The organism is Streptomyces sp. S.PB5 (genome assembly GCF_030403745.1).
Taxonomy (GTDB): domain Bacteria; phylum Actinomycetota; class Actinomycetes; order Streptomycetales; family Streptomycetaceae; genus Streptomyces.
Genome location: NZ_JAQMWP010000022.1, coordinates 81,603 through 100,576 on the forward strand (window position 1 = coordinate 81,603; position 18,974 = coordinate 100,576).

22 protein-coding genes are annotated in these 18,974 nt (G+C 66.9%); 11 read left to right on the top strand and 11 right to left on the bottom strand.

Annotation, left to right across the window (positions count from 1 at the left end; genetic code table 11):
- Positions 1-142: 142 nt before the first annotated feature.
- Positions 143-913, bottom strand: coding sequence for a DUF899 family protein (locus PH203_RS41065; protein WP_289927124.1), 771 nt, complete (start codon positions 911-913; stop codon positions 143-145).
- Between the two features lie 287 nt (positions 914-1,200).
- Positions 1,201-1,614 (bottom strand): ATP-binding protein, encoded by a 414-nt coding sequence (locus PH203_RS41070; protein WP_289927127.1) that lies wholly within the window; start codon positions 1,612-1,614, stop codon positions 1,201-1,203.
- A gap of 180 nt (positions 1,615-1,794) precedes the next feature.
- Here PH203_RS41070 and PH203_RS41075 point away from each other — a divergent pair, with 180 nt between their 5' ends.
- Together PH203_RS41075 and PH203_RS41080 are read left to right on the top strand one after the other, a co-directional pair.
- A complete protein-coding gene (locus PH203_RS41075; protein ID WP_289927128.1) occupies positions 1,795-2,631 on the top strand; it encodes a helix-turn-helix transcriptional regulator in 837 nt (278 codons plus the stop codon).
- 8 nt (positions 2,632-2,639) lie between these two features.
- The gene (locus tag PH203_RS41080) at positions 2,640-2,840 is read left to right on the top strand and encodes a DUF397 domain-containing protein (RefSeq protein ID WP_289927129.1); all 201 of its coding nucleotides are present in this window, start codon (positions 2,640-2,642) and stop codon (positions 2,838-2,840) included.
- Positions 2,841-2,896: 56 nt separating this feature from the next.
- Here PH203_RS41080 and PH203_RS41085 read toward each other — a convergent pair whose 3' ends face one another.
- A complete protein-coding gene (locus PH203_RS41085) occupies positions 2,897-3,262 on the bottom strand; it encodes a DUF192 domain-containing protein (protein WP_289927130.1) in 366 nt (121 codons plus the stop codon).
- Positions 3,263-3,819: 557 nt separating this feature from the next.
- Between PH203_RS41085 and PH203_RS41090 the strand changes: the two genes are divergently transcribed.
- Both PH203_RS41090 and PH203_RS41095 read left to right on the top strand, forming a co-directional pair.
- Entirely contained in the window at positions 3,820-4,476 is a 657-nt protein-coding gene (locus tag PH203_RS41090; protein WP_289927132.1) for a hypothetical protein, read from the top strand.
- Entirely contained in the window at positions 4,464-5,495 is a 1,032-nt protein-coding gene (locus PH203_RS41095) for a hypothetical protein (RefSeq protein ID WP_289927134.1), read from the top strand. The genes PH203_RS41090 and PH203_RS41095 overlap by 13 nt, the downstream gene beginning before the upstream one ends.
- 72 nt (positions 5,496-5,567) lie before the next feature.
- Here the strand turns inward: PH203_RS41095 and PH203_RS41100 are convergent, their stop codons facing one another.
- The 6 genes from PH203_RS41100 to PH203_RS49805 all read right to left on the bottom strand — a co-directional run bounded on the left by PH203_RS41100 (position 5,568) and on the right by PH203_RS49805 (position 9,468).
- Entirely contained in the window at positions 5,568-6,221 is a 654-nt protein-coding gene (locus PH203_RS41100) for a hypothetical protein (RefSeq protein ID WP_289927135.1), read from the bottom strand.
- Positions 6,218-6,865 carry a hypothetical protein gene (locus PH203_RS41105; protein WP_289927137.1) on the bottom strand — a complete coding sequence of 216 codons (648 nt, stop codon included), beginning with the start codon at positions 6,863-6,865 and terminating at the stop codon, positions 6,218-6,220. The genes PH203_RS41100 and PH203_RS41105 overlap by 4 nt, the downstream gene beginning before the upstream one ends.
- Positions 6,862-7,209 (bottom strand): hypothetical protein, encoded by a 348-nt coding sequence (locus PH203_RS41110; RefSeq protein WP_289927138.1) that lies wholly within the window; start codon positions 7,207-7,209, stop codon positions 6,862-6,864. Before PH203_RS41110 ends, PH203_RS41105 begins: the two co-directional genes overlap by 4 nt.
- A 119-nt stretch (positions 7,210-7,328) precedes the next feature.
- A complete protein-coding gene (locus PH203_RS41115) occupies positions 7,329-8,633 on the bottom strand; it encodes a putative T7SS-secreted protein (protein WP_289927139.1) in 1,305 nt (434 codons plus the stop codon).
- A gap of 3 nt (positions 8,634-8,636) precedes the next feature.
- The gene (locus tag PH203_RS41120; protein WP_289927141.1) at positions 8,637-8,951 is read right to left on the bottom strand and encodes a hypothetical protein; all 315 of its coding nucleotides are present in this window, start codon (positions 8,949-8,951) and stop codon (positions 8,637-8,639) included.
- A 25-nt stretch (positions 8,952-8,976) separates the two neighbouring features.
- Positions 8,977-9,468: a DUF6082 family protein gene (locus tag PH203_RS49805; RefSeq protein ID WP_354671304.1), complete on the bottom strand. Its 492-nt coding sequence runs from the start codon at positions 9,466-9,468 to the stop codon at positions 8,977-8,979.
- Here PH203_RS49805 and PH203_RS41125 point away from each other — a divergent pair.
- On the top strand, positions 9,403-9,957 hold the full coding sequence (locus tag PH203_RS41125) for a hypothetical protein (RefSeq protein WP_289927143.1): 555 nt from the start codon (positions 9,403-9,405) through the stop codon (positions 9,955-9,957). The two genes, PH203_RS49805 and PH203_RS41125, sit on opposite strands and share 66 nt — an antisense overlap.
- A gap of 566 nt (positions 9,958-10,523) precedes the next feature.
- Here the strand turns inward: PH203_RS41125 and PH203_RS41130 are convergent.
- Positions 10,524-10,829: a hypothetical protein gene (locus PH203_RS41130; protein ID WP_289927144.1), complete on the bottom strand. Its 306-nt coding sequence runs from the start codon at positions 10,827-10,829 to the stop codon at positions 10,524-10,526.
- A 486-nt stretch (positions 10,830-11,315) separates the two neighbouring features.
- On the opposite strand from PH203_RS41130, the gene PH203_RS41135 reads away from it, so the two are divergent.
- The 3 genes from PH203_RS41135 (at position 11,316) to PH203_RS41145 (ending at position 13,444) form a co-directional block, all read left to right on the top strand.
- Entirely contained in the window at positions 11,316-12,086 is a 771-nt protein-coding gene (locus PH203_RS41135; protein WP_289927145.1) for a hypothetical protein, read from the top strand.
- A 44-nt stretch (positions 12,087-12,130) separates the two neighbouring features.
- A complete protein-coding gene (locus PH203_RS41140) occupies positions 12,131-12,403 on the top strand; it encodes a hypothetical protein (RefSeq protein ID WP_289927147.1) in 273 nt (90 codons plus the stop codon).
- 216 nt (positions 12,404-12,619) lie between these two features.
- On the top strand, positions 12,620-13,444 hold the full coding sequence (locus PH203_RS41145; protein ID WP_289927148.1) for a class I SAM-dependent methyltransferase: 825 nt from the start codon (positions 12,620-12,622) through the stop codon (positions 13,442-13,444).
- 1 nt (position 13,445) lies between these two features.
- Here the strand turns inward: PH203_RS41145 and PH203_RS41150 are convergent, their stop codons facing one another.
- The gene (locus tag PH203_RS41150; RefSeq protein WP_289927150.1) at positions 13,446-14,591 is read right to left on the bottom strand and encodes a winged helix DNA-binding domain-containing protein; all 1,146 of its coding nucleotides are present in this window, start codon (positions 14,589-14,591) and stop codon (positions 13,446-13,448) included.
- Positions 14,592-15,398: 807 nt separating this feature from the next.
- Here PH203_RS41150 and PH203_RS41155 point away from each other — a divergent pair.
- The 3 genes from PH203_RS41155 to PH203_RS41165 all read left to right on the top strand — a co-directional run bounded on the left by PH203_RS41155 (position 15,399) and on the right by PH203_RS41165 (position 18,925).
- On the top strand, positions 15,399-16,172 hold the full coding sequence (locus PH203_RS41155) for an isoprenyl transferase (protein WP_289927152.1): 774 nt from the start codon (positions 15,399-15,401) through the stop codon (positions 16,170-16,172).
- Positions 16,173-16,516: 344 nt separating this feature from the next.
- Positions 16,517-17,842: a PhoH family protein gene (locus PH203_RS41160; RefSeq protein ID WP_289927153.1), complete on the top strand. Its 1,326-nt coding sequence runs from the start codon at positions 16,517-16,519 to the stop codon at positions 17,840-17,842.
- A gap of 381 nt (positions 17,843-18,223) precedes the next feature.
- Positions 18,224-18,925 (top strand): transglycosylase SLT domain-containing protein, encoded by a 702-nt coding sequence (locus PH203_RS41165; RefSeq protein ID WP_289927155.1) that lies wholly within the window; start codon positions 18,224-18,226, stop codon positions 18,923-18,925.
- Positions 18,926-18,974 lie beyond the last annotated feature (49 nt).

Consider the following 18,974-nt stretch of genomic DNA (forward strand, 5'->3'; position numbering starts at 1 on the left):
TGGACACGCATCCGATCCAGGAGGGGAGCGATTGGCGGATCTGTTCCATGAGGTGGGTGAGAAAGCCCAGGTCGGCGCAGCCTCGAGTGGAACAGATCTGCCAATCGCCGGGTGAGTGTGGTTGGTGGTGGTCAGGTGAGGTCTATGCGACAGGGCGGGAGCAGCAGCTCGGGGTAGCGGGGCCGGGGGGTGTGTTGTGGAGGTTGTCGTCGTGGCCGGCGGTGATCCGTGCCCATTGTGCTGTCGGCCGTCCGTCCTTGCGGAACTGTCGGCCGTCGGTCTCGTAGGGCTGCGGCCAGCCGGGCGGGGAGTCTTCCCAGGCCTCCTTCCGTCCGTGGACGGTCATGTCGAGAATCCCGTAGGACGCGGCCATGGGCTCGACGCCTCGGCCGGTGGTCCAGTACGTCTCGTAGACGTGGTCCCCGTCACGGAAGTAGCTGGCCTTCATCCCGAAGTGGCGGTCCGCGAGGAGCCGTTCGTACGACTCGGCGGGGACGGAGTACCAGGGCATCTCCCAGCCCATGAAGCGGCGGTAGCGGTCGGACTCGGCGTAGGGGCCCTGGCAGAAGGCGGCGAAGGTCACGTCACGCTGGTGCAGATAGGACAGCTCGCGGACCTGGCCGGTGAAGAAGGTGCAGCCCTCGCACTGGCCGGCGGCGGAGCGGCCGTCGTGCCACATGTGGTACGAGGCGAACAGCTGGGTGCGGCCCTCGAAGACGTCGATCAGAGGGACGGTCCCGTGGCCCGTGACGAGCGGGGTGGACGGGTCCACTTCGGTCATCGGCAGGCGTCGCCGGGCGGCGGCGATCGCATCGCCCTCCCGGGTGTGTGCCTTCTCCCGGTCGCGCAGGGTGTCGACGGCGGCCAGCCACTCCCGGCGGGAGACGACCGGCGGCGTGTTCATCTCAGTCATGCCGGTACTGACCGGGCGGCCCGCAAGAACTCATCGCCCGAGCCGAGCCCGAGCCCAGGGGCCTCCCGACCGAGCCGAGCCCAAGTCCGGGGGTCTCCCCTTCAAGCTTGCGACCGGGGACCTCTCGCCCACGACCGCGCCGACCGCGCCGACCGCCCGGAAGCCCGCACCGACGTCCTTAGCCGCATGAACTCCGTCACGCGTTGCGGGCAGAACCCCAGACGCAGAACCCGGAAAACCCGCTCAGCGCCCAGCGCCCCGGCCAGCCGCCCCCCAACGGTCACCTCTCAAGCTGCGGCAAGCTCACACCACACGAGCTTCCCCCGGTTGCCGTTCCTGGCGAGCGGATGCCATCCCCACGTGGTGGCGCACGCCCGGGCCAGCGCCAACCCCCTGCCCTCCTCCGCGTCGGTGATCTCCGCCAACGTCCCCGGCGGTTCGGGTGGTTCAGGGTCGGCGTCCCAGGCCCCGATCCGCAGCACCCCCTCCGACCAACGCACCCGAAGGGCCGCGGGCCCTCTGGTATGCCGTACGGCATTGGAGACCAGCTCCGCCGCTAGGAGTTCGTCGAGGTCTACCAGGCCGATGAGGTCGTGCATCGTCAGGATCAGGCGGAGGGTGCGGCGGCTCACGGTGACGGCTCTGGGGTCGTTCGGGATGTAGAGGCAGTACTCCCAGGGGGCGGGATCGTTTTCGGGCATGCGAAGAACTCCGTTTGGATGAGGGGGAGTTGGGCGCGGTGGCGTTGCCGCAGCCGGCATGGCATGGCAGGGCGGAGCGGTGCACTTCCGCAGAGTGTGCGTTGCATCACTGACGGTAGGCGTAACGTGTAACGTCTAGCAAGCTGATCGCGTGATTCGCCCCCGAACGAGGAGCTGTTGATGTCGCAGAGGCGTGAACCGACCGCACGTCAGATGCGCCTGGCGGTCGAGCTGCGCAGGCTCCGCCAAGCCGCTGGGTTCACCGCCATCGAGGCGGCGGCGCTTGTCGGAGTGCAACGTGTCCAGGTGAGCCAGATCGAATCTGGAGTCGTGGGCGTGAGCGAGCAGCGAGTGCGCCGACTCGCATCCCACTACGCCTGCACGGACAAGGACTTCATCGACGCATTGGCGGCGATGGCGGCTGACAGGACCCGTGGCTGGTGGGAGGAGTACCGGGGTTTGCTGCCCAAGCCCTTCCTGGACCTGTCCGAGTTGGAACACCACGCCCGTTTTCTATGGAGCGTGGACATGCTGTTCGTGCCGGGTCTGCTTCAGACCGAGGACTACGCACGTGCCGTCTTCTCAGCCAGGCTGCCAGAACTCACCGGTGAAGAGCTTGAATTGCGCATCCAGCATAGAAAGGCGCGCCAGAAGAGCCGGATCCCCTACGAAGCCGTGATCCATGAGGCGGCGCTCCGGATCCGAGTCAGCGACCGCGACACCGCAAAGACTCAGCTCGCCCATCTCCTTGAGCTCTCCAAGGCGGACCACATCACCGTGCGCGTCATCCCCTTCGACCTGAACGGCTTTGCCAGGGCGTCGAGCACTATGACGTATGCGGGAGGGCCCTTGCCCAAGTTGGACACCGTGGTGCGAGATGCGCCCCATGGCTCAATCCTTCTCGACGCCGAATCTCAGCTCACCAGCTATCGAATGCGCTTCCGTATGGTGGAGGCTGCGTCACTCGACCCCGACCGGTCGCGTGACTTCATCCACGAGCTGGCGAGAGAGCTGTGAGGCACCGAATGACCCCCTCGGGCAACTGGCGGAAGTCGTCCTACTCAGGCGAGGGCGACGGCGACGCCTGCGTCGAGATAGCCAACTCGCCCACCCACATCGCCATCCGCGACACAAAGACCCCGGCCGGCGCCACCCTCACCTTCCCGGCGACCTCGTTCACCCCCTTCATCGAAGCCCTGAAGTCCGATCAACCCAAGCAGGGTTAGTCGGTCGGGCCGCAACGCCCCAGGGAGAGGCGATGGCGTGACCCGACGGGGGCCGCTCACCCGCGGCCCGACACCTCCACTCGCGCCCCGACTCGCAGCCCCCACCCCGCCATGGCCCCGGCCTCCGCCTCCAACACATGCCGAGCACGCAGCCGAGGCCTCCCCAGCCGCCCGGGCGTCATCGTCCGTACGGCGATGACCTTCATCCTGCGGTCGAGATACGCGACGTCGATGGCCATCCGCATACGAAAGGTGTGCACGCTGTTGGCAGGCGACAGCAGGATGGCCCCCTCAACCGACTCCCGCCCGAGCAGCCCCTTGGTACGAGCCCGGTAGGAGGCGGCGATCTCCAACGGCACGGAGACATCCGCGGACTCCCCCCACACGACCAACGTGCCCTGCCCGTCCCGCATTCGCCCCACCACAGACCACCTTTCCGCCCCGCCCGGCATGTCGTGCCGTGCGAACCGAACGTATCGGCTGGGGAGCAGGTTCTGTATGGGGCCAGGGAGGAGCCCACCGTCGCCGGTCGATACCTTTGCCTCGCCCGAGAGGAGCCTCGCCCCACCGGGAGCCGGCGGCGCCCAAGCAGCGGGAACGGCGGACAGCGACAACGCAGCCTCGGCATCCCTGCGCCCGAGCGCGTCAGAGTCCACAGACCGTCCGAAGAGCCGGTTGCCGTCCGATCTCTCAACAGGACACCTGCAAGGGTGTGTGAGCCGTCGAGAAGATCAAGTCCCGTCTTCAACCGCTCAGCCGCTTTCTCCTTTGCTCGTTCATAACTGGAATGACGTGTTCGCCGCGGCCCCCATCAAGCAGCCCGCCGCGTTACGCAACCGTTACCGCCCAACCAGGCCTGGGACCGTCCGATTTGGTCTCATACGGCTCGATCGTTGACAAGCTTCACCCTGGTGCCGCCGCACGCCGCTGGATAGCTTTGGTTCGCTCAAGAGAAGCCTCGCCTCACCGGGAGCCATCCGTGAACCGCCGCCCCACCCTGTTCGCAGCGATCGCACTGACCGCCACCGCGGCCCTGACGCTGTCCGCGTGCGGGAGCGATGACAGCTCCAAGGACAGCGACAAGGACAAGATCGCGGGAGCCGACACGGGGAAGGACACGTCGTCCCCGAGCCCGAGCCCATCGGAGGCCGCCGGCCGCCCGAAGATCACCTTCCCGTCGGACGCCAAGAACGTCTTCGAGTACGAGAAGACCGGCGATGCGGCGAAGGACGCGGCTCTGTCGGACAGCACTTTGAGCGTCAGCTCTCTGAATGAGGCGATCTTCGAGGGGGACACAGGGACAGAGGCGCTCGGCTTCTACAACACGGGCAAGGCCTTGGAGTCGTCGATCACCTACATCCGGCGCTTCATCGACTCCGGTGATACTTGGGTGGGTGAGATCAAGTACTTCGACTACAAAGTGGAACTTTCCGGGAAGGCGAAGGCCTACGTCACCTACTGCTCCGACGAGAGCAAGGCGTACGTCAAGGACAGGAAGACGCAGAAGGTCGACAAGGAGGCGGCCACGGCCAACTCCTACGTGCTGTACCACTCGAGTCTGACCAAGAACGCCGACGGTGTGTGGCAGACCGCCAACGTTGTGTCCGACAGGGGGAACAAGGCATGCCAGCCGTAAGGAACTTGGCGAGAGCCGCAACGGTTCTGACGCTCGTCTTTGCTTCTGCCTTCGCGTCACAGACCGCCTTCGCGGACTTGGACGACCATGGTGATGTCGGCGACGGAGATACAAACCAGGGGGCCAACTCCAACGACGACGGCACGCTGGGTGTGACCGTCGGCGTCGTCTTCGACCGTTCGAAGAACGGCAGCGGCAACTCCACGGGCGCACTGACCTCCACTACTTCCTGGACGCCGCCCCCTTGCTGGTACGCCCCGAAGTACACCCCGGAGCAGCTGCAGAAGACTCTGGAGCCGATCTGGGAGGCCGGTTCGACGGGCTGGGAGTGGGACGCCGAGCAGCGGAAGAAGTACAACGCAGACGACGAGGAAAAGGGCTTCAACAAGGACAAGACCGGCAAGGGTTACTGGTGGGACTCCTACGTCGACGAGAGCTACCCCCCGGGCTGGGACTCCTGCGACGACGGCCCCTTCTGGGTGGACACGGGCGACGCCCCGCCCGCCGACATCGAGAACGCCGTCACCCCTGAGATCCTCGCCGAACTCGCCTACAACGAGATCCGCGTCCCCGGCACCGAGGTGACCCTGGCCCCCGCGAACGCCACCAAGGTCAACCTCCCGACCTGGTCCTGGCTCGACGCCGCAGACTTCAAGCCGGTCTCCGTCACGGCCTCCGTCCAAGCGATCGGTATCTCGGCAACCGCCACCGCGGAACCGGTCTCCCTGAAGATCGAGCCCGGCACGGCCGACGCCGTCACCTACCCGGCGTCCGGCGTCTGCGAGATCAACAACGGCCGCATCGGCGAGCCGTACGCGAAAGGCAAGGCCGACCAGGCACCACCCTGTGGAGTGAAATACCTGCGCTCCTCCGGAGAGGGCACGTACCCGCTCCAGGCCACGGTCACCTGGAAGATCACCTGGACCGGCACCGGCAACGCGGGCGGCGACCTGCCCGACGGCAGCTTCGGCGCCACGCAGGACGTCGTCGTACAGGAGATCCAGGCCGTCAACCGCTGAGTGGTGGTGAGCGCGGCGGCGGGCCAGGGCACCGAGTGGCGCCCGGGCCCGCCGAGCGGCAGATGGTCGAGATCATGAGGACTGCCAGGCGTCCGCTTCCTCATCCGGGCTGATCCGGATGGTGCGGGCGAATTCGTCCACGTCGTCGAGAGCCCGGAGGATCCGGCCGGCGTCGGGGTCGGCCAGGATGATCAGGACGTCCGCGGCTTCCGGGCCCTTCTCGTAGCGCCAGGCGTAACGAAGGCCGACGTGTACCTCGTTGCTGTCCTCGTCCTGGTAGTAGCGCAGCACGCGCATGCCGGCGCCGAGATACGGCGAGTCGAAGTCCTCGACGACAGGCGGCTCGATGGTGTAGGTCGCATCGGCATGGGTCAGCTCACGCAGCGCCGCTTCCCGGTCTTCGCCCTCCTCGACCTCGACCAGGTCGACGTACGCGGGAAGCGGGATCTCCCGTGGGTGTGGGAGATGGAGGAAGACCTCGAAGTCCGGATAGGCGGCGGGGGCCCGGAGGGCGTACATCAACAGGATGTCGGTCAGCAGCTCGACTTCGCCCGGCTTCGGTTTCTCCGGCGCGAAATCCTCCCAGAGACCCTCAGCCCAGTAACGCGCCCACGCCTCCGGGCTCTGCGCCTCCTCGACGTCCTCAAGTCCCGGCTCCGGCCACATGAGCGGGATGCGGATCCAAGGAGACAGATCCATGGCGTGTTTGACGTTGAGCCAGCTCACTCGTGACTCCATCTGAACGTACTGACCACCGCATCGAACAACTCGACCAGCACACCGGTGAATTCACTGTCGACGTCGCCGTCACCGGGCGTGGAGAAGGTGATGCTGAGCCAGCGGCCGGGATCGTTCGCCACGGGGATCACGTAATCGACCCGCCGTGTCGGCAGTTCCTCCTCGTCAAGGGCGGGACGGTGGTCACGGCGCAGTGCGGGTGCCCCCGCTACGTCGACCCTTGTCGCCACTCCGCCGGGCACACCGTCGTCGACCAGCTGAGCGAGCACCGCCTCCGGCGGAACGGCATGCTCCTGAGCGATCGGCATCTCGGCCACGATGAACGAGGCCATGAGGAAGATTCCCCCGCGCGGGCGCACCGGAAGGTAGAGGTCAAGGCCCCCGTTTCTCCGGGCGGCACGGGCCTGCTTCTCCAACTGGCGACGCATGTCGAGGCGGAAGCGCATCGCGTCGTCCCGGGGGATGCCCTCGGGGACTTGGCCCATGTGCGAGAAGAGGACCTTCTCGAGTGCTTCCTTCGTGCCCTCGCGCAGGGGGATGCGGACCCAGCCGGGGGGCAGGATGAGTTCGTAGCGGTGGGGTGCGGTCGTCTTGAGGGGGAGCGGCTGTTTCTCCAGGTCGGATGTGTTCATGCGCGGGGCTGCTTCTTGAGCTGGCGGTCGGCTGCGAAGATCGTCAGGATGGAGAGCACTGAAATCCAGGCCAGCCAGGTGTAGCCGAGTGCCGCGAATAGGTTGGGGATCAGGTAGAGGAAGGAGACCATCTTGATCACCTGGGAGAAGTTGGCGCCCCTCCGCGGGTCACGGATCAGCTCTCGGTTCCGGATGAACAGGAGCAGCATCAGGACAGGCCCAATCATCATCGGCCAAGCCGCATATCCATAGGTTAGCCAGTCCAGTCCTCCATGTTTACTTCCGAGGTCCTGGAAGGCAAAGCAGAGGATAGGCGTCAAAGTGAAAACGGCAAGGTATTTCATGGCTCGAGACTCTTCTGGGCTTTTTGCCGGGACAGTCGCCACTATCTCCCACTCCAGAAAACTTGGATGCGAATCTTAATGTGCCTGGTTGATGTCGGTCGAACCTTGTGCGGGATTCTTCACCAGCGGCTCCCGACTTCACGCGTCAGGACATTCTTGGCATCACCGTACTGGTCCTTCCAGGGGCCCTTTTCGCCGACCTTGTCTCCGAGGTCTACGGAGGTGGCCGCCAAGTAGTTCAAGCGGAAATTCCTCACGGCCTCTTCTGTCGCGTCAGCCGCCGACCGCACACCGGAATTCCCCCCGAACTCAGCCCGCATAGCCTTCGCGAACTTGCTCGCGCTGATGACCTCCCCGTCGCCCCCCAGTAGCCGTTCCAGCCGGGTCGCCCCGGGGCGGACCTCTCGTGCCCCGAGCTGTCGCAGTGGTTGCAGTGCGCGCGCCGCTTTCGAGCCACGGACCGAGTCGGCACCGTACCGCATGACATTCCTATTGAGTAGCTTGCGCAGATTTGCGTAGCGCTGGAACCGTTCCGCCCGGCTTGCGGTCTTGAGCGCTGTTACCGAGGACTTCACGCCTTTCATCGCAACGCTGCCGAATCCCAAGGTCGCCAACGCGAAGACGTCCATGGCGACATCCGCCCAGCTCCCCTCACCGGAGGCTGCCAGCGCCGCGTGTCCGATGCCGACCAGCGCGGTGAGACTGATGGTCGTGATCGTGATGGCGGTGGCGATCCATCCGACCGGTGTGAAGAGGAGGGCCATGACCCCGATGCCGGTTGCGATCCAACTCAGGGCTTCGACGACGGATTTGATCGTGTCCGCATGCTCGTGCACCCAGTCCTTGCGGTCCTCCCACCAGCTGTCCTCGATGATGTCGGAGATGTCGCGGCCGATGTTCTCGGCGTAATGCCGGGCGCGGGAGTCGCGTTCGCCACGGATCTGCGCGAGCTGTTTGTGGTACAGCGCCAGATGGCTGTCGGGGTCGGAATCCTCCGGCGAAATCTTGCTGCTGCCCTTGCCGTCGTTCTCGGCCTCGGCTTCCTTTTTCTTCACCTCAGCGGCGCGTTGCTCATCGGCCGCCTTTGCGGCTCGAAGGACGCTGTCGGCTCGTTCCTGGAAACCTTCCAGTTCGTTGGCCCAGTTGCCGAGGTCGCCGACCACGCGTTCGTAGCGGGCCGCCGTCTCGCGGAAATGCTTCTCGAGGTCGTCGGACTTCTCGCGGATCTTGTCGGCGTACTTGCCCTGCAGGGCGTCGCCGGTGGCGGCCTTGCGCAGGATGGCGGCTTGGTCGCGGAGGGTCGACGCGAGGTTCGTCATCCTGGTGACCTCGTCGCGGATGTCCTCCGGATCGCCGGGGACGGGGTCCTTCTCCGCCAGCGGATGCCAGTCGACCGGTCGGCGCCTGCCCTTACCCGTGCCCATCGGTCAGTTTCCCCCGTTTTTGCCGTGCTTCTTCTTGTTCGCGTTCGCGAGATCGAGGTCCAGCTTCTCGAAGCTCTTGAGTGCGGTCTCCACGTGCTTGCCCAACTCCTCGACGTTTTCAAGGAGTTCACGCCGATAGTTGTCCCAGTTGTCGACGAAGTCACCCATTTTGTCAGCGACGCTGTCATGGCCCCAGATGCCATGGATGTCATCGCGGTGTCTGTCGACGCCTTTGAGAGCCCTTTTGATGTCCTTCAGGTTCGTCTTCGAATCACCCAGAAGCGTGTAGTCAACTACTAGGCGGTCATGCTTCCCCATGGCCTCTCCGTTTGCACTTGCGTGGTCAGGGTGTTCCCGTTGGGCTCAACCCATCGGCGCAGTCACGGCACACTCCTCCCCGTTCCTGGCCTGCTGACCACGAGGCGGCGCTGCATGCCGCTGCACTTTCTCCCATCCCTGCTGTGCTGGCGCAACTGGGTCTGCCGGACACAGGCCGGATCGCGGCCTGCGCAGGGGACTCCCTCCGCACACCCCGGCTCGCTGTCCGGAAGGCCCGCCCAGGATCCATGGAGAAGATGCTGCCGGCGCCTTGTCTCAGATGTGCATCTGGCAGGGTTCCGAGCTCGAACATCATTTCCCGGGGGGACAACACCTGCTTCAGATAGAGGTGTTGGCGCGTGGACGTCACGGTGGTGTTCCCGTCCGGGGGCAAGAAGTGGCGAAGTACCTGGGCAGAGTGGTCCAGGAAGGCTGACGGAGAACCTCTGAAATGTTGCACGAGGTCGAGGACATCGAGCAGGAGAAGGTCCGGCTGACGCTCAGGCCGCCGGTGCATGACGCCCCTCCCGTCCTGTGCGCGTTCGATGTCGTGACGAACAGCCCGGTCGAGGAATACAGCCGCAGGCTGCGGTCCGTGCTGAGTGCGGCCTTGGACCTGGCTGTGTCCGCGTCATTCGATGACGACGACCTTCCCGTCGACACCGTTCCCGGCTGGTTCGCCGCCGCCGGCAGCGGTCTGGCCGGGGCGGTTCCCGATTTCGCCCGCCGTGGCGCGGATCGCTACGCGGCGGCCGTCAAGGGAGGGCCGTGGGATCTGCAGGAGTGGCTGTTCCAGTTCGACCCCGACTCCGAATTCCGCGGCTGGGCCTGGTGGGACCTGACACAGGCCAGCGAGGACAGGGTGCGAATCTGGGTGGACACATGGGGCGAGTCCTTCTTCGCCTGCGACGAACTTCGCTGGGTCGCGTACATCTCTGGTGGCGATGAAGTAGCCGGGCCGACCGTTGTGAGGACCGCCGACTGGGTTGCCGCTATCGCATCCTGATGATCGGTGACGAGTCAGGTGTCAGCGGCGGCCGGGAGAGCGGGATGGGCCCGTCGAGGGACTCCCGCCCGAGCAGCCCCTTGGTGCGGGCCAACTATGCGCAGACCCGCTTAAAATCACTCGCCCCCGGCCTCACACGAAACCGCACCTCATGCCCGGCATCATCCGTGAACACGGCCTCCGTCTCGGACTTCAAGGTCATCGTGCCGCGCTGGGTGGGGTTGTCCCACCCCTCGGGCGGATTTCCCGAACCGTCGGAGAGCGGAGTCACCGCTTCGAAATATGTCGAGCCGATACGGGCTTCGTCGATTCCGCAATGTGTGTAGAGGTCGAAGGGAATTGTCCGACCGGACGAGGCCGATCGGGCCTCCCTTCCGTCTTCACCGGCCGTCGCACAGCCCGTGAGCACCCCGGCAGCCATCGCGACGGCGACGACGACTCGCCCTATGCCCGTTCTCTCAGCCGTACCCGTTCTCGCAGCCATAACTGCCCTCTCAGCCATGGCCTTTCGACGTACAGGACAAGTCGCCGGTTCCGTGTCGTCGGCCACCACGACGAGGACCCGATCACCCACCTGCGTGTGCTCGATCCCGTTGCAATTCATGGTCGACCGTCTCGGCCAACTCCCTGTCGGTCAGCTTGCGCCCCAGCTTGCCCTCGAAATCGGAGCACACCTGTGCGACCGAGACGACGCCTCCTTGTCCCCGCACCTCGACGACCTCGCGGTCCGGAGCGGCGGCGTCGCGCGGGCTGTTCCCCTTGCCGGAGCTCGACGCCGACCGATCTGCACGCCCGGTGCCCTGTGCGGCGAGGACACCAAGACTGACGCGGCGGGATTCCGATCTCTTGGCAGAGGGCATCATCGATGTCATTTCTGTCATTCTCAATCGGACCGTCGACGCTCATGCCGTGCTTCTTGTGTTTGCCGGAGTGGGGAGGACTGATCCGGGAGAGAGGGCAGCAACAGTTCGACGGCCTCGCCTCAGTGATGGACTTCACACAGGAATCTGTCGACAGCCCTTCTGGCGGTGACTTCTCGCCGGTTGTCTTGAACTTCCTCTCCAATGGGTCGCAAGTTCACCATCTGACGGTCAAGGCTGACTAAATGGTTGATTTAATTCCCGCGAACCCAGGGAAATCCCCATGGCGAACGTTTGCGCCTGGTCGTGTAGAAGTTGATCAGTCCGCACTGACCAGCGGACTGGAACTACTTCTGGGGGAACAACTCCATGTGCAGACGTGCAACAGCCGGACTTTCCATACTCGCCGGCGCAGCCGCACTGACCACGTCTCTGGCGCCCGCCGCAGTGGCTGACACCGCTCACTCCACCTCCCACCCCACCGCCCCCGTCGCAGCGGTGATCGAAAACGCGACCGGGACCGACAACCTGCGCTCAGCCGCAGCGAGCACGACGGCGAACGGCGCCGAGGTGACGCTCCCGGTTCGCGGCGACGAGCCCATCAAGGCGACGAAGGGGGACACCACCGTCGCCCTCACGCTGCCTGCGACCGGGGCGAAGCGACAGTCCAGCACGGCTGACACCAGCGTTTTCGCGGGGAATGACGTATCCGTCACCGCAGCCGCGCAGGCGACCACTGACGGGGGGTTCCGCGCGCTGTTCACACTCGGCAACGCCGACGCCCCACGACAGCAGTCGTTCACTCTGTCCCTGCTCGACGGGGCGACGATCCGTCAGACCGCGGAGGGCGGGCTGGCCGTCTTCAACGCCTCCGGGACGGTCATCGGCGGTCTGGAGACCCCGTGGGCCAAGGACGCCGACGGCAAGGCCGTGCCGACGTCCTACACAGTCGACGGCAACACCGTCACGCAGACGGTCGCCCCGAACGCCGACACCGCCTTCCCGGTCGTCGCTGACCCCAAATGGACGTGGGGGATCATCAGCGGCACGGTGTACTTCAACAAGAAGGAGACGTCTCACCTGGCCGCGAACGCGGGCTTCGTGGCCGTGCTCTTCGCTGCCGCACCGCCGCCGTTCGACGCGTACGGCGTCCTCAACGCGGCGAACATTTCCCGGGTTGCCTGGAACGCCGACTCGGACAACAAGTGCGTGGAGGTCAAGGTGCCCACGTTCCTCCCGCACGAATACTCCGGCGGCTACTGCAAGTAACCCGCCTCCCTCCACTGGATATCTGTACAGAGAGGATCGAGGGCATGGAAACCTTCACAGGACCGTCCGTCCTCATCGCGGTCGCGGCGGTGATCCTGGTGCTCAAGTACCGTCGGCGCCTGGCCGGGCAGCAGCCGCTGCGTGTCACCTCCACGACCGCCGGCCGCATCGCCATCGTGGTCGCCTTCCTGGCCGGTTGCGCCTGGGCGTGGTCCCAGGGGCCGTCCGTCATCAACGCCGGCGTGCTGGGTGTGAGCCTCGCCCTGCTGGTGGGCGCGACCGCCGAGTTCCTGATGAGCAGGGCAGCGCGACGCTGACACGCCGAGGTTCGTCGTGCCGGGCCGGGGTCTGAGAGGACTCCGGCCCGGCACGTCTCTGGTGCGCGCGACCCGCTCGAACCAAGGTTGAAATCCTGGACCTGGACAAGGATCCGACGCCGAGTTCTTCGGGACTTGTCTTCCTTCCAACCGTCACCTCCGCCCCACCCGAAAACTCGGCGGCGCTCACCGATACCCCCCTGCGATGATCCCTCCATGGCCGACCACCCCACCCCCCACCCCACTTACGAAGCCCTCATCACCGAAGCCACCGCCGTCCCCACCGAAGGCTGGGACTTCTCCTGGTTCGAGGGCCGGGCCACCGAGGCGCGTCCCTCGTGGGGGTACGCCACCGCCAAGGCCGAGCGCCTCGCGCACGCCACCGCCGCGCTCGACATCCAGACCGGGGGAGGGGAGGTACTGGACTTCGCCCTCGGCAGGGCGGCGCCCAGCGTGCCCGTGCTCGCCGTGGCCACCGAGGGCTGGCCGCCCAACGTCGCCAAGGCGACCGCCCTGCTCCGCCCGCGGGGTGTCGCCGTCGTCGCCTCGGCCGAGGGCGCCCCGCTGCCGTTCGCGGACGGGACCTTCGACCTCGTCACCAGCCGGCATCCCGTCGCCCCCGACTGGGCGGAGATCGCGCGGGTGCTGCGGCCGGGCGGTACGTACTTCGCCCAGCACGTCGGACCGCGCAGTGTGTTCGAGCTGGTGGAGTACTTCCTCGGGCCCCAGTCGCACGACACCCTCGCCGGCGGCCTCCCCGGCCGCCACCCCGACCGTGAGCGCGCCGACGCCGAGGCGGCCGGCCTTGAGATCGTCGATCTGCGTGCCGAGCGGCTCCGCATCGAGTTCCACGACATCGCAGCCGTCGTCCACTTCCTGCGCAAGGTGGTGTGGATGGTCCCGGACTTCACCGTCGAGGCCTACGACACCCGGCTCCGCGCCCTGCACGAGCGGATCGAGTCCGAGGGCCCCTTCGTCGCCCACAGCACCCGCCACCTCTTCGACGCCCGCAGGCCCCCGGCGCCCGGGAAGCACCGCTGACTCACGCGTGCGGCCCCACCGTCACCTCCCCGATCACCAACTCCGGCCGCGCCTCCAGCACTTCGCCGACCCGTTCCACCTGCTCGCCCAGCTCGCGTTCCTGCCGCGCGGTCAGCTTCCGCAACGGCTCGACCGTGACGGTCGTACGACGTCCCGCGCGCCGCTGGTGCCACACCCCGGCCACCTCCCCGTCGACCAGCAGCAGCGGGAAGTTGCCGGCCTGCCCGCCCGCCAGCGCCCGCGCGTACGCGGCACCGGGGAACAGCAGCTCACGGGGCTGGGCGGCGATGCCGTACGCGTCGAAGTACGGCAGCAGCCGCACGCCCCGGAACGGCCGGTCCCGAGGGAACTCCGTGTCGCCCGCCGCCACCCACGCCACCGCCCCCTCGAAGCCGACCTCCTCGATCTCTCCCGCCTGCGCCATCCGGCCGAACAGGGCGCTCGCCCAACCGACCGGCGCGGCAAGCCACTTCGCGAACCACGCCGGGGTCCCCGGACCGTAGGCGTGCAGATAGCGGCGTACGAGAGTCCGCAGCGCCTCTTCGGCCGGCAGCGGAGTGAAGTGGGGTGGGCGGGTGTACGTCACCTTGCGGCCCCGGTTGGGGGCGAAGCACAGGGCGCCGGACTGGCCGGCCCGGTGCAGGACCTGGCGCCAGCGCGGCCAGAGGGTCTGGAAGGCGGGCATCACCAGGTCGCCGGCCCAGGGACCCGTGCGGGCCACGACCTGCTCGTCCAGTTCGTCGACCGTCAGCGACACCCCGTCCAGGGCGTCCGCGATCGCCGCCACGATCTGCTCGGCCTGTTCCTCGGTGACCCGTGCGTCCGCCGCGAAGCCCCCGGTGCCCGGCACCGCGGTCAACGCGGCACACCACAGGGGGAGTTCATCGGCGGGGAGGAGATGTACGGTCCCCCGTGGGCCGTGGGTCTTCACCAGGGACCGTTCCTCCCAGAGGGCCGCGCGCACATCCGCCCGGGTCGCCCCCTCGGTCCGGACACCCACCGACAGCTCGGCCGCGGACAGCACCTGGGCGTGCGCCCCGAGCATCGAGGCGACCACATCGGAGACCGTCGTGCCCGTTTTCGCGGGAGTGGCCAGGAATTGCCGCTCCAGTCGCCGTGCGCTCGCCTCGGTCCAGGTAATCGTCATGGTCCGACGCTAGGGCGGAATTAGGCCGGAATCTGTCCGCTGTGCGGAGCCGGCGCGCGGGCCGCGACGCCCGCCGCAAACGAGACGGCCATTCACTAGCAAATCGGGCAATCTGCGCATCGACCCCTCATCCTCCCTTTCTATTCATGGGATTCGCCAGGTCTCCACATCGTTATCACCGTCGGCTCGCTTCTTACTCCGCTCTCACGTAAGTTCAGACCAAGGTAATTCGCGTCAGCAAAGCTGCGCGGGCGGTACCGCGCAGTGGAGGGGGCTGCGCGGTGCCCCTGCCTTCTGGCCCCGCGGCGTCAAGCGGACGTTCCCGACCGAGGTCACACGCATGGGCGATGCGAGGACCGGGGCCCGATCCGGGGGAAATCCGCTGCGATTCGGCCATGAATCCGCCATGAACCGCCCCTTCCGCGCCCATCGCGCCGTCGCCGAGCGACTCCGGAGAGTAGTTGTATCGCGCCGATGCACGCAGCATCACTTACGAAGGGTTATGGTGGAAACCCCCCCTCGGGCCGGTCCGTCTCCCCCCCACGGACCGGCCCGTTTTTTGTGCGCACAGGGGCCACGTCCAAGAGGGCGGCACGCGCACCCCCCTAAGGGGAGCGGGGCTGTGGCATCAGCGGCTCCGCCGCGGGGCCGCGACTGGCCACAGCGAACGCCGCACCCGCCCGCGAACCAGAACCACCCCCCACAGTTGGCGCCCCAACCCCGCCCGCACCCCACAGGCAACACCCACTGCACACCCCGGTAGGCTTCCCGCGCGGGGACCCGCATCCGCACGGAGGGGCAAATCACGTGAACCTGCGCGACAAGCTGCGCGGCCTGTTGGTCAGGCTCTACGCACGCCGGGTGGAAGGCCACCTGGACCACGCTCAGGTGCCCAAGCACATCGGCGTCATCATGGACGGCAACCGTCGCTGGGCGAAGGCCGCGAAAGCCACCACCGTCCACGGCCACCGTGCGGGTGCCGAGAAGATCGAGGAGTTCCTCGGCTGGTGCAGCGAGACGGACGTCGAGGTGGTCACCCTGTGGCTGCTGTCGACGGACAACTTCGACCGCGCCCAGGAAGAGCTCGGCCCGCTGCTCGGCATCATCGAGGACGTCGTCCGCACCCTCGCCGCGGACGGCCGCTGGCGTGTGCACCACGTGGGCACGCCCGACCTGCTGCCCGCCCAGATGCAGACGGCTCTCAAGGAGGCGGAGGAGTCCACCGCCCACATCGACGGGATACTCGTCAACCTCGCCATCGGCTACGGCGGCCGCCAGGAGATCGTGGACGCCGTGCGGTCGATGATGCTCGACGCCGCCGACAAGGGCACCTCGATGGAGGAGCTCGCCGAGTCCGTCACCATCGACGCGATCGGCCGCCACCTCTACACCGGCGACCAGCCGCACCCCGACCTCGTGATCCGCACCAGCGGCGAACAGCGGCTGTCCGGATTCATGCTGTGGCAGACGGCCCACTCCGAGTACTACTTCTGTGAGGTCTTCTGGCCGGCCTTCCGCAAGGTCGACTTCCTCCGTGCCATGCGTGACTACGCGGCGCGGCACCGCCGTTACGGCGGCTGACCGACACGGCAGCACTCCCGTAAGGGCACCCCAGGTACCCCATTTGGTGCGGAAGTAACAAAGAGTTCACCAGCGCGCCGTCATATGCGCTGGCATGGCGGCGCATGTTCGAGGGCATAAGCCAAGCAGGTCGACACCCGAACCACGGGTGTCGGATCCTCAGCGGGCGGCACCGGAGCCGTTCGCCCGGGAGGCCCTTTGCACCAGCCCTGCCGTGCGGTTCCAGCACGGAAGAAGCAGTGGAGGGCCGGTTGCCGGCCCATGCACAGCGTGCATCGAGGCCGTCGACCGGTCCAGCTCCACTCCGTCGCTCCCCGACCTCATCCGAGGGGGTACGTCCTTCCGTGGTGACCAGCACAAAGCGTCGTCTGCCTGACCGGCGCACCTATGTTCTCGACACCAGCGTTCTGCTGGCCGATCCGAACGCCCTGAGCCGCTTCGACGAGCACGAAGTAGTGCTTCCGATCGTCGTGGTGACGGAGTTGGAGGCCAAGCGGCACCATCCCGAACTCGGCTACTTCGCCCGGCAGGCCCTGCGTCTGCTCGACGAGTTCCGGGTGCGGTTCGGCCGCCTCGACGCCCCCCTCCCGATCGGGGAACTCGGCGGAACCGTCCGTGTCGAGCTCAATCACTCGGACCCCAGCGTGCTGCCGAGCGGCTACCGCCTGGGGGACAACGACTCCCGCATCCTCGCGGTCGCCCGCAATCTGCAGGCCGAGGGATTCGACGTCACCGTGGTGTCGAAGGACCTCCCGCTCCGGATCAAGGCGTCGTCGGTCGGTCTCCTCGCCGAGGAGTACCGCGCCGAACTCGCCATCACGGACTCCTCCGGCTGGACCGGAATGTCCGAACTGACCCTGCCGGGCGAACAGGTGGACATCCTCTTCGAGGAAGGCCATGTGTACGTCCCCGAGGTCGCCGACCTGCCCGTGCACACGGGTCTGACGATCCAGTCCGAGCGCGGCAAGGCGCTGGGCCGGGTCTCTCCCGAGGGCAACATCCGCCTGGTGCGGGGCGACCGGGAGGCGTTCGGCATCAAGGGGCGCAGCGCGGAGCAGCGTATCGCTCTGGATCTGCTGCTCGACCCGGACGTCGGGATCGTGTCCATGGGCGGCCGGGCCGGCACCGGCAAGTCGGCGCTCGCGCTGTGCGCGGGCCTGGAAGCGGTCCTGGAGCGGCGTCAGCACCAGAAGGTGATGGTCTTCCGTCCGCTGTACGCGGTGGGCGGGCAGGAGCTGGGCTATCTGCCGGGCTCCGAGGCCGAGAAGATGAGCCCCTGGGCGCAGGCGGTCTTCGACACACTGTCCGCGGTCACCAGCCGCGAGGTCATCGAAGAGGTCACCGCGCGCGGGATGCTCGAGGTCCTGCCCCTCACCCATATCCGCGGGCGCTCGCTGCACGACGCGTTCGTGATCGTGGACGAGGCGCAGTCGCTGGAACGGAATGTGCTTCTGACCGTTCTGTCCCGAATCGGCGCCAATTCGCGGGTGGTTCTCACCCATGACGTGGCCCAGCGGGACAATCTGCGGGTCGGGCGCTACGACGGTGTCGTCGCCGTCGTGGAGAAGCTGAAGGGGCATCCCCTCTTCGCCCACGTCACGCTGACGAGGTCCGAGAGGTCCCAGATCGCGGCCCTTGTGACCGAAATGCTCGAAGACGGGCAAATCTGAGGTAATACCTGCCAGTTGGCGCCGTCCGGAAAGGCCAAGAGCCTAGCCGGGCGGCGCCTTCGCGTGTTGCGGTTTCTCAGAATCCCTGGGGTCAAACGAGATGTGAGCTTTCACACGCAACTCAGAATTGCCACCCGGCGTCCGGTTACGGCAGAGTCTCACTCCTGTCAGGCCCCGCATACGACACACCTGTACCCCCAGCGGTACGGCACCACAGCAACACCAGCTTCAACTCCATAGTCGACGTCGTATGCCGCCCGAGCACCATGCGGCGCCTCCCTCACGGGAGTTGCCCACCGGGCCCGTGCTTCCCGTGACCCGTAGTTGGGAGGCCAGCGCCAAGGGGCAAGATTGCGTCCGCCAGGGTCACCGAAGCGGGCGATGCTGGAAGGAAACCGTGTGAGTCCGATTTCGGTCCGGGGATTCGCAGTGGCCTCTGCCACCGCGGTCACCGCTGTCGGAAGCGTCGTCGGCGTTGCCTCGGGCAGCACCGCGCAGACGAACGACGCGGAAGCGGCAGCCGCCGATTCGACGCTCCTCGCGGACATACCCGCGGGCCAGCAGGCCCAGGTGCAGACCGCGTCCCTGACGCAGCAGGCCAATGTCCAGGCCATCGCCGCCGACGCGAGCGCCAAGAAGGATGCCGAGGAATCGGCCCGTAAGGCTGCCGCCAAGTCGGCGATCGAGAAGAAGGAAGCCGCCGAGAAGGCGGCGAAGGAAGCCAAGGAGCGCGCCGAGGCCAAGGCCGCCGCCTCCCGGAGCTCCGCCAGCTTCCCGGTCCAGAGCTCCTACACCGTCGCGCAGATCCAGGCGATGGCGCGCCAGATGGTGGCGAGCGACCAGTGGACGTGCTTCAGCAACATCGTGGATCACGAGTCCAGCTGGAAGTACACGGCGACCAACCCTTCCTCCGGCGCCTACGGCCTCTTCCAGGCACTGCCCGGCTCCAAGATGTCCTCCGTCGACGACGACTGGCGGACCAACCCGGCCACCCAGATCAAGTGGGGCATCAACTACATGGAAAGCCGTTACGGCAGCCCGTGCGGTGCCTGGGACTTCTGGCAGGCCAATCGGTGGTACTAGGGCCGCCCGGCCCCGGCCCCTCGCTCAACCCCGCGAAGCCCCTCCCCGT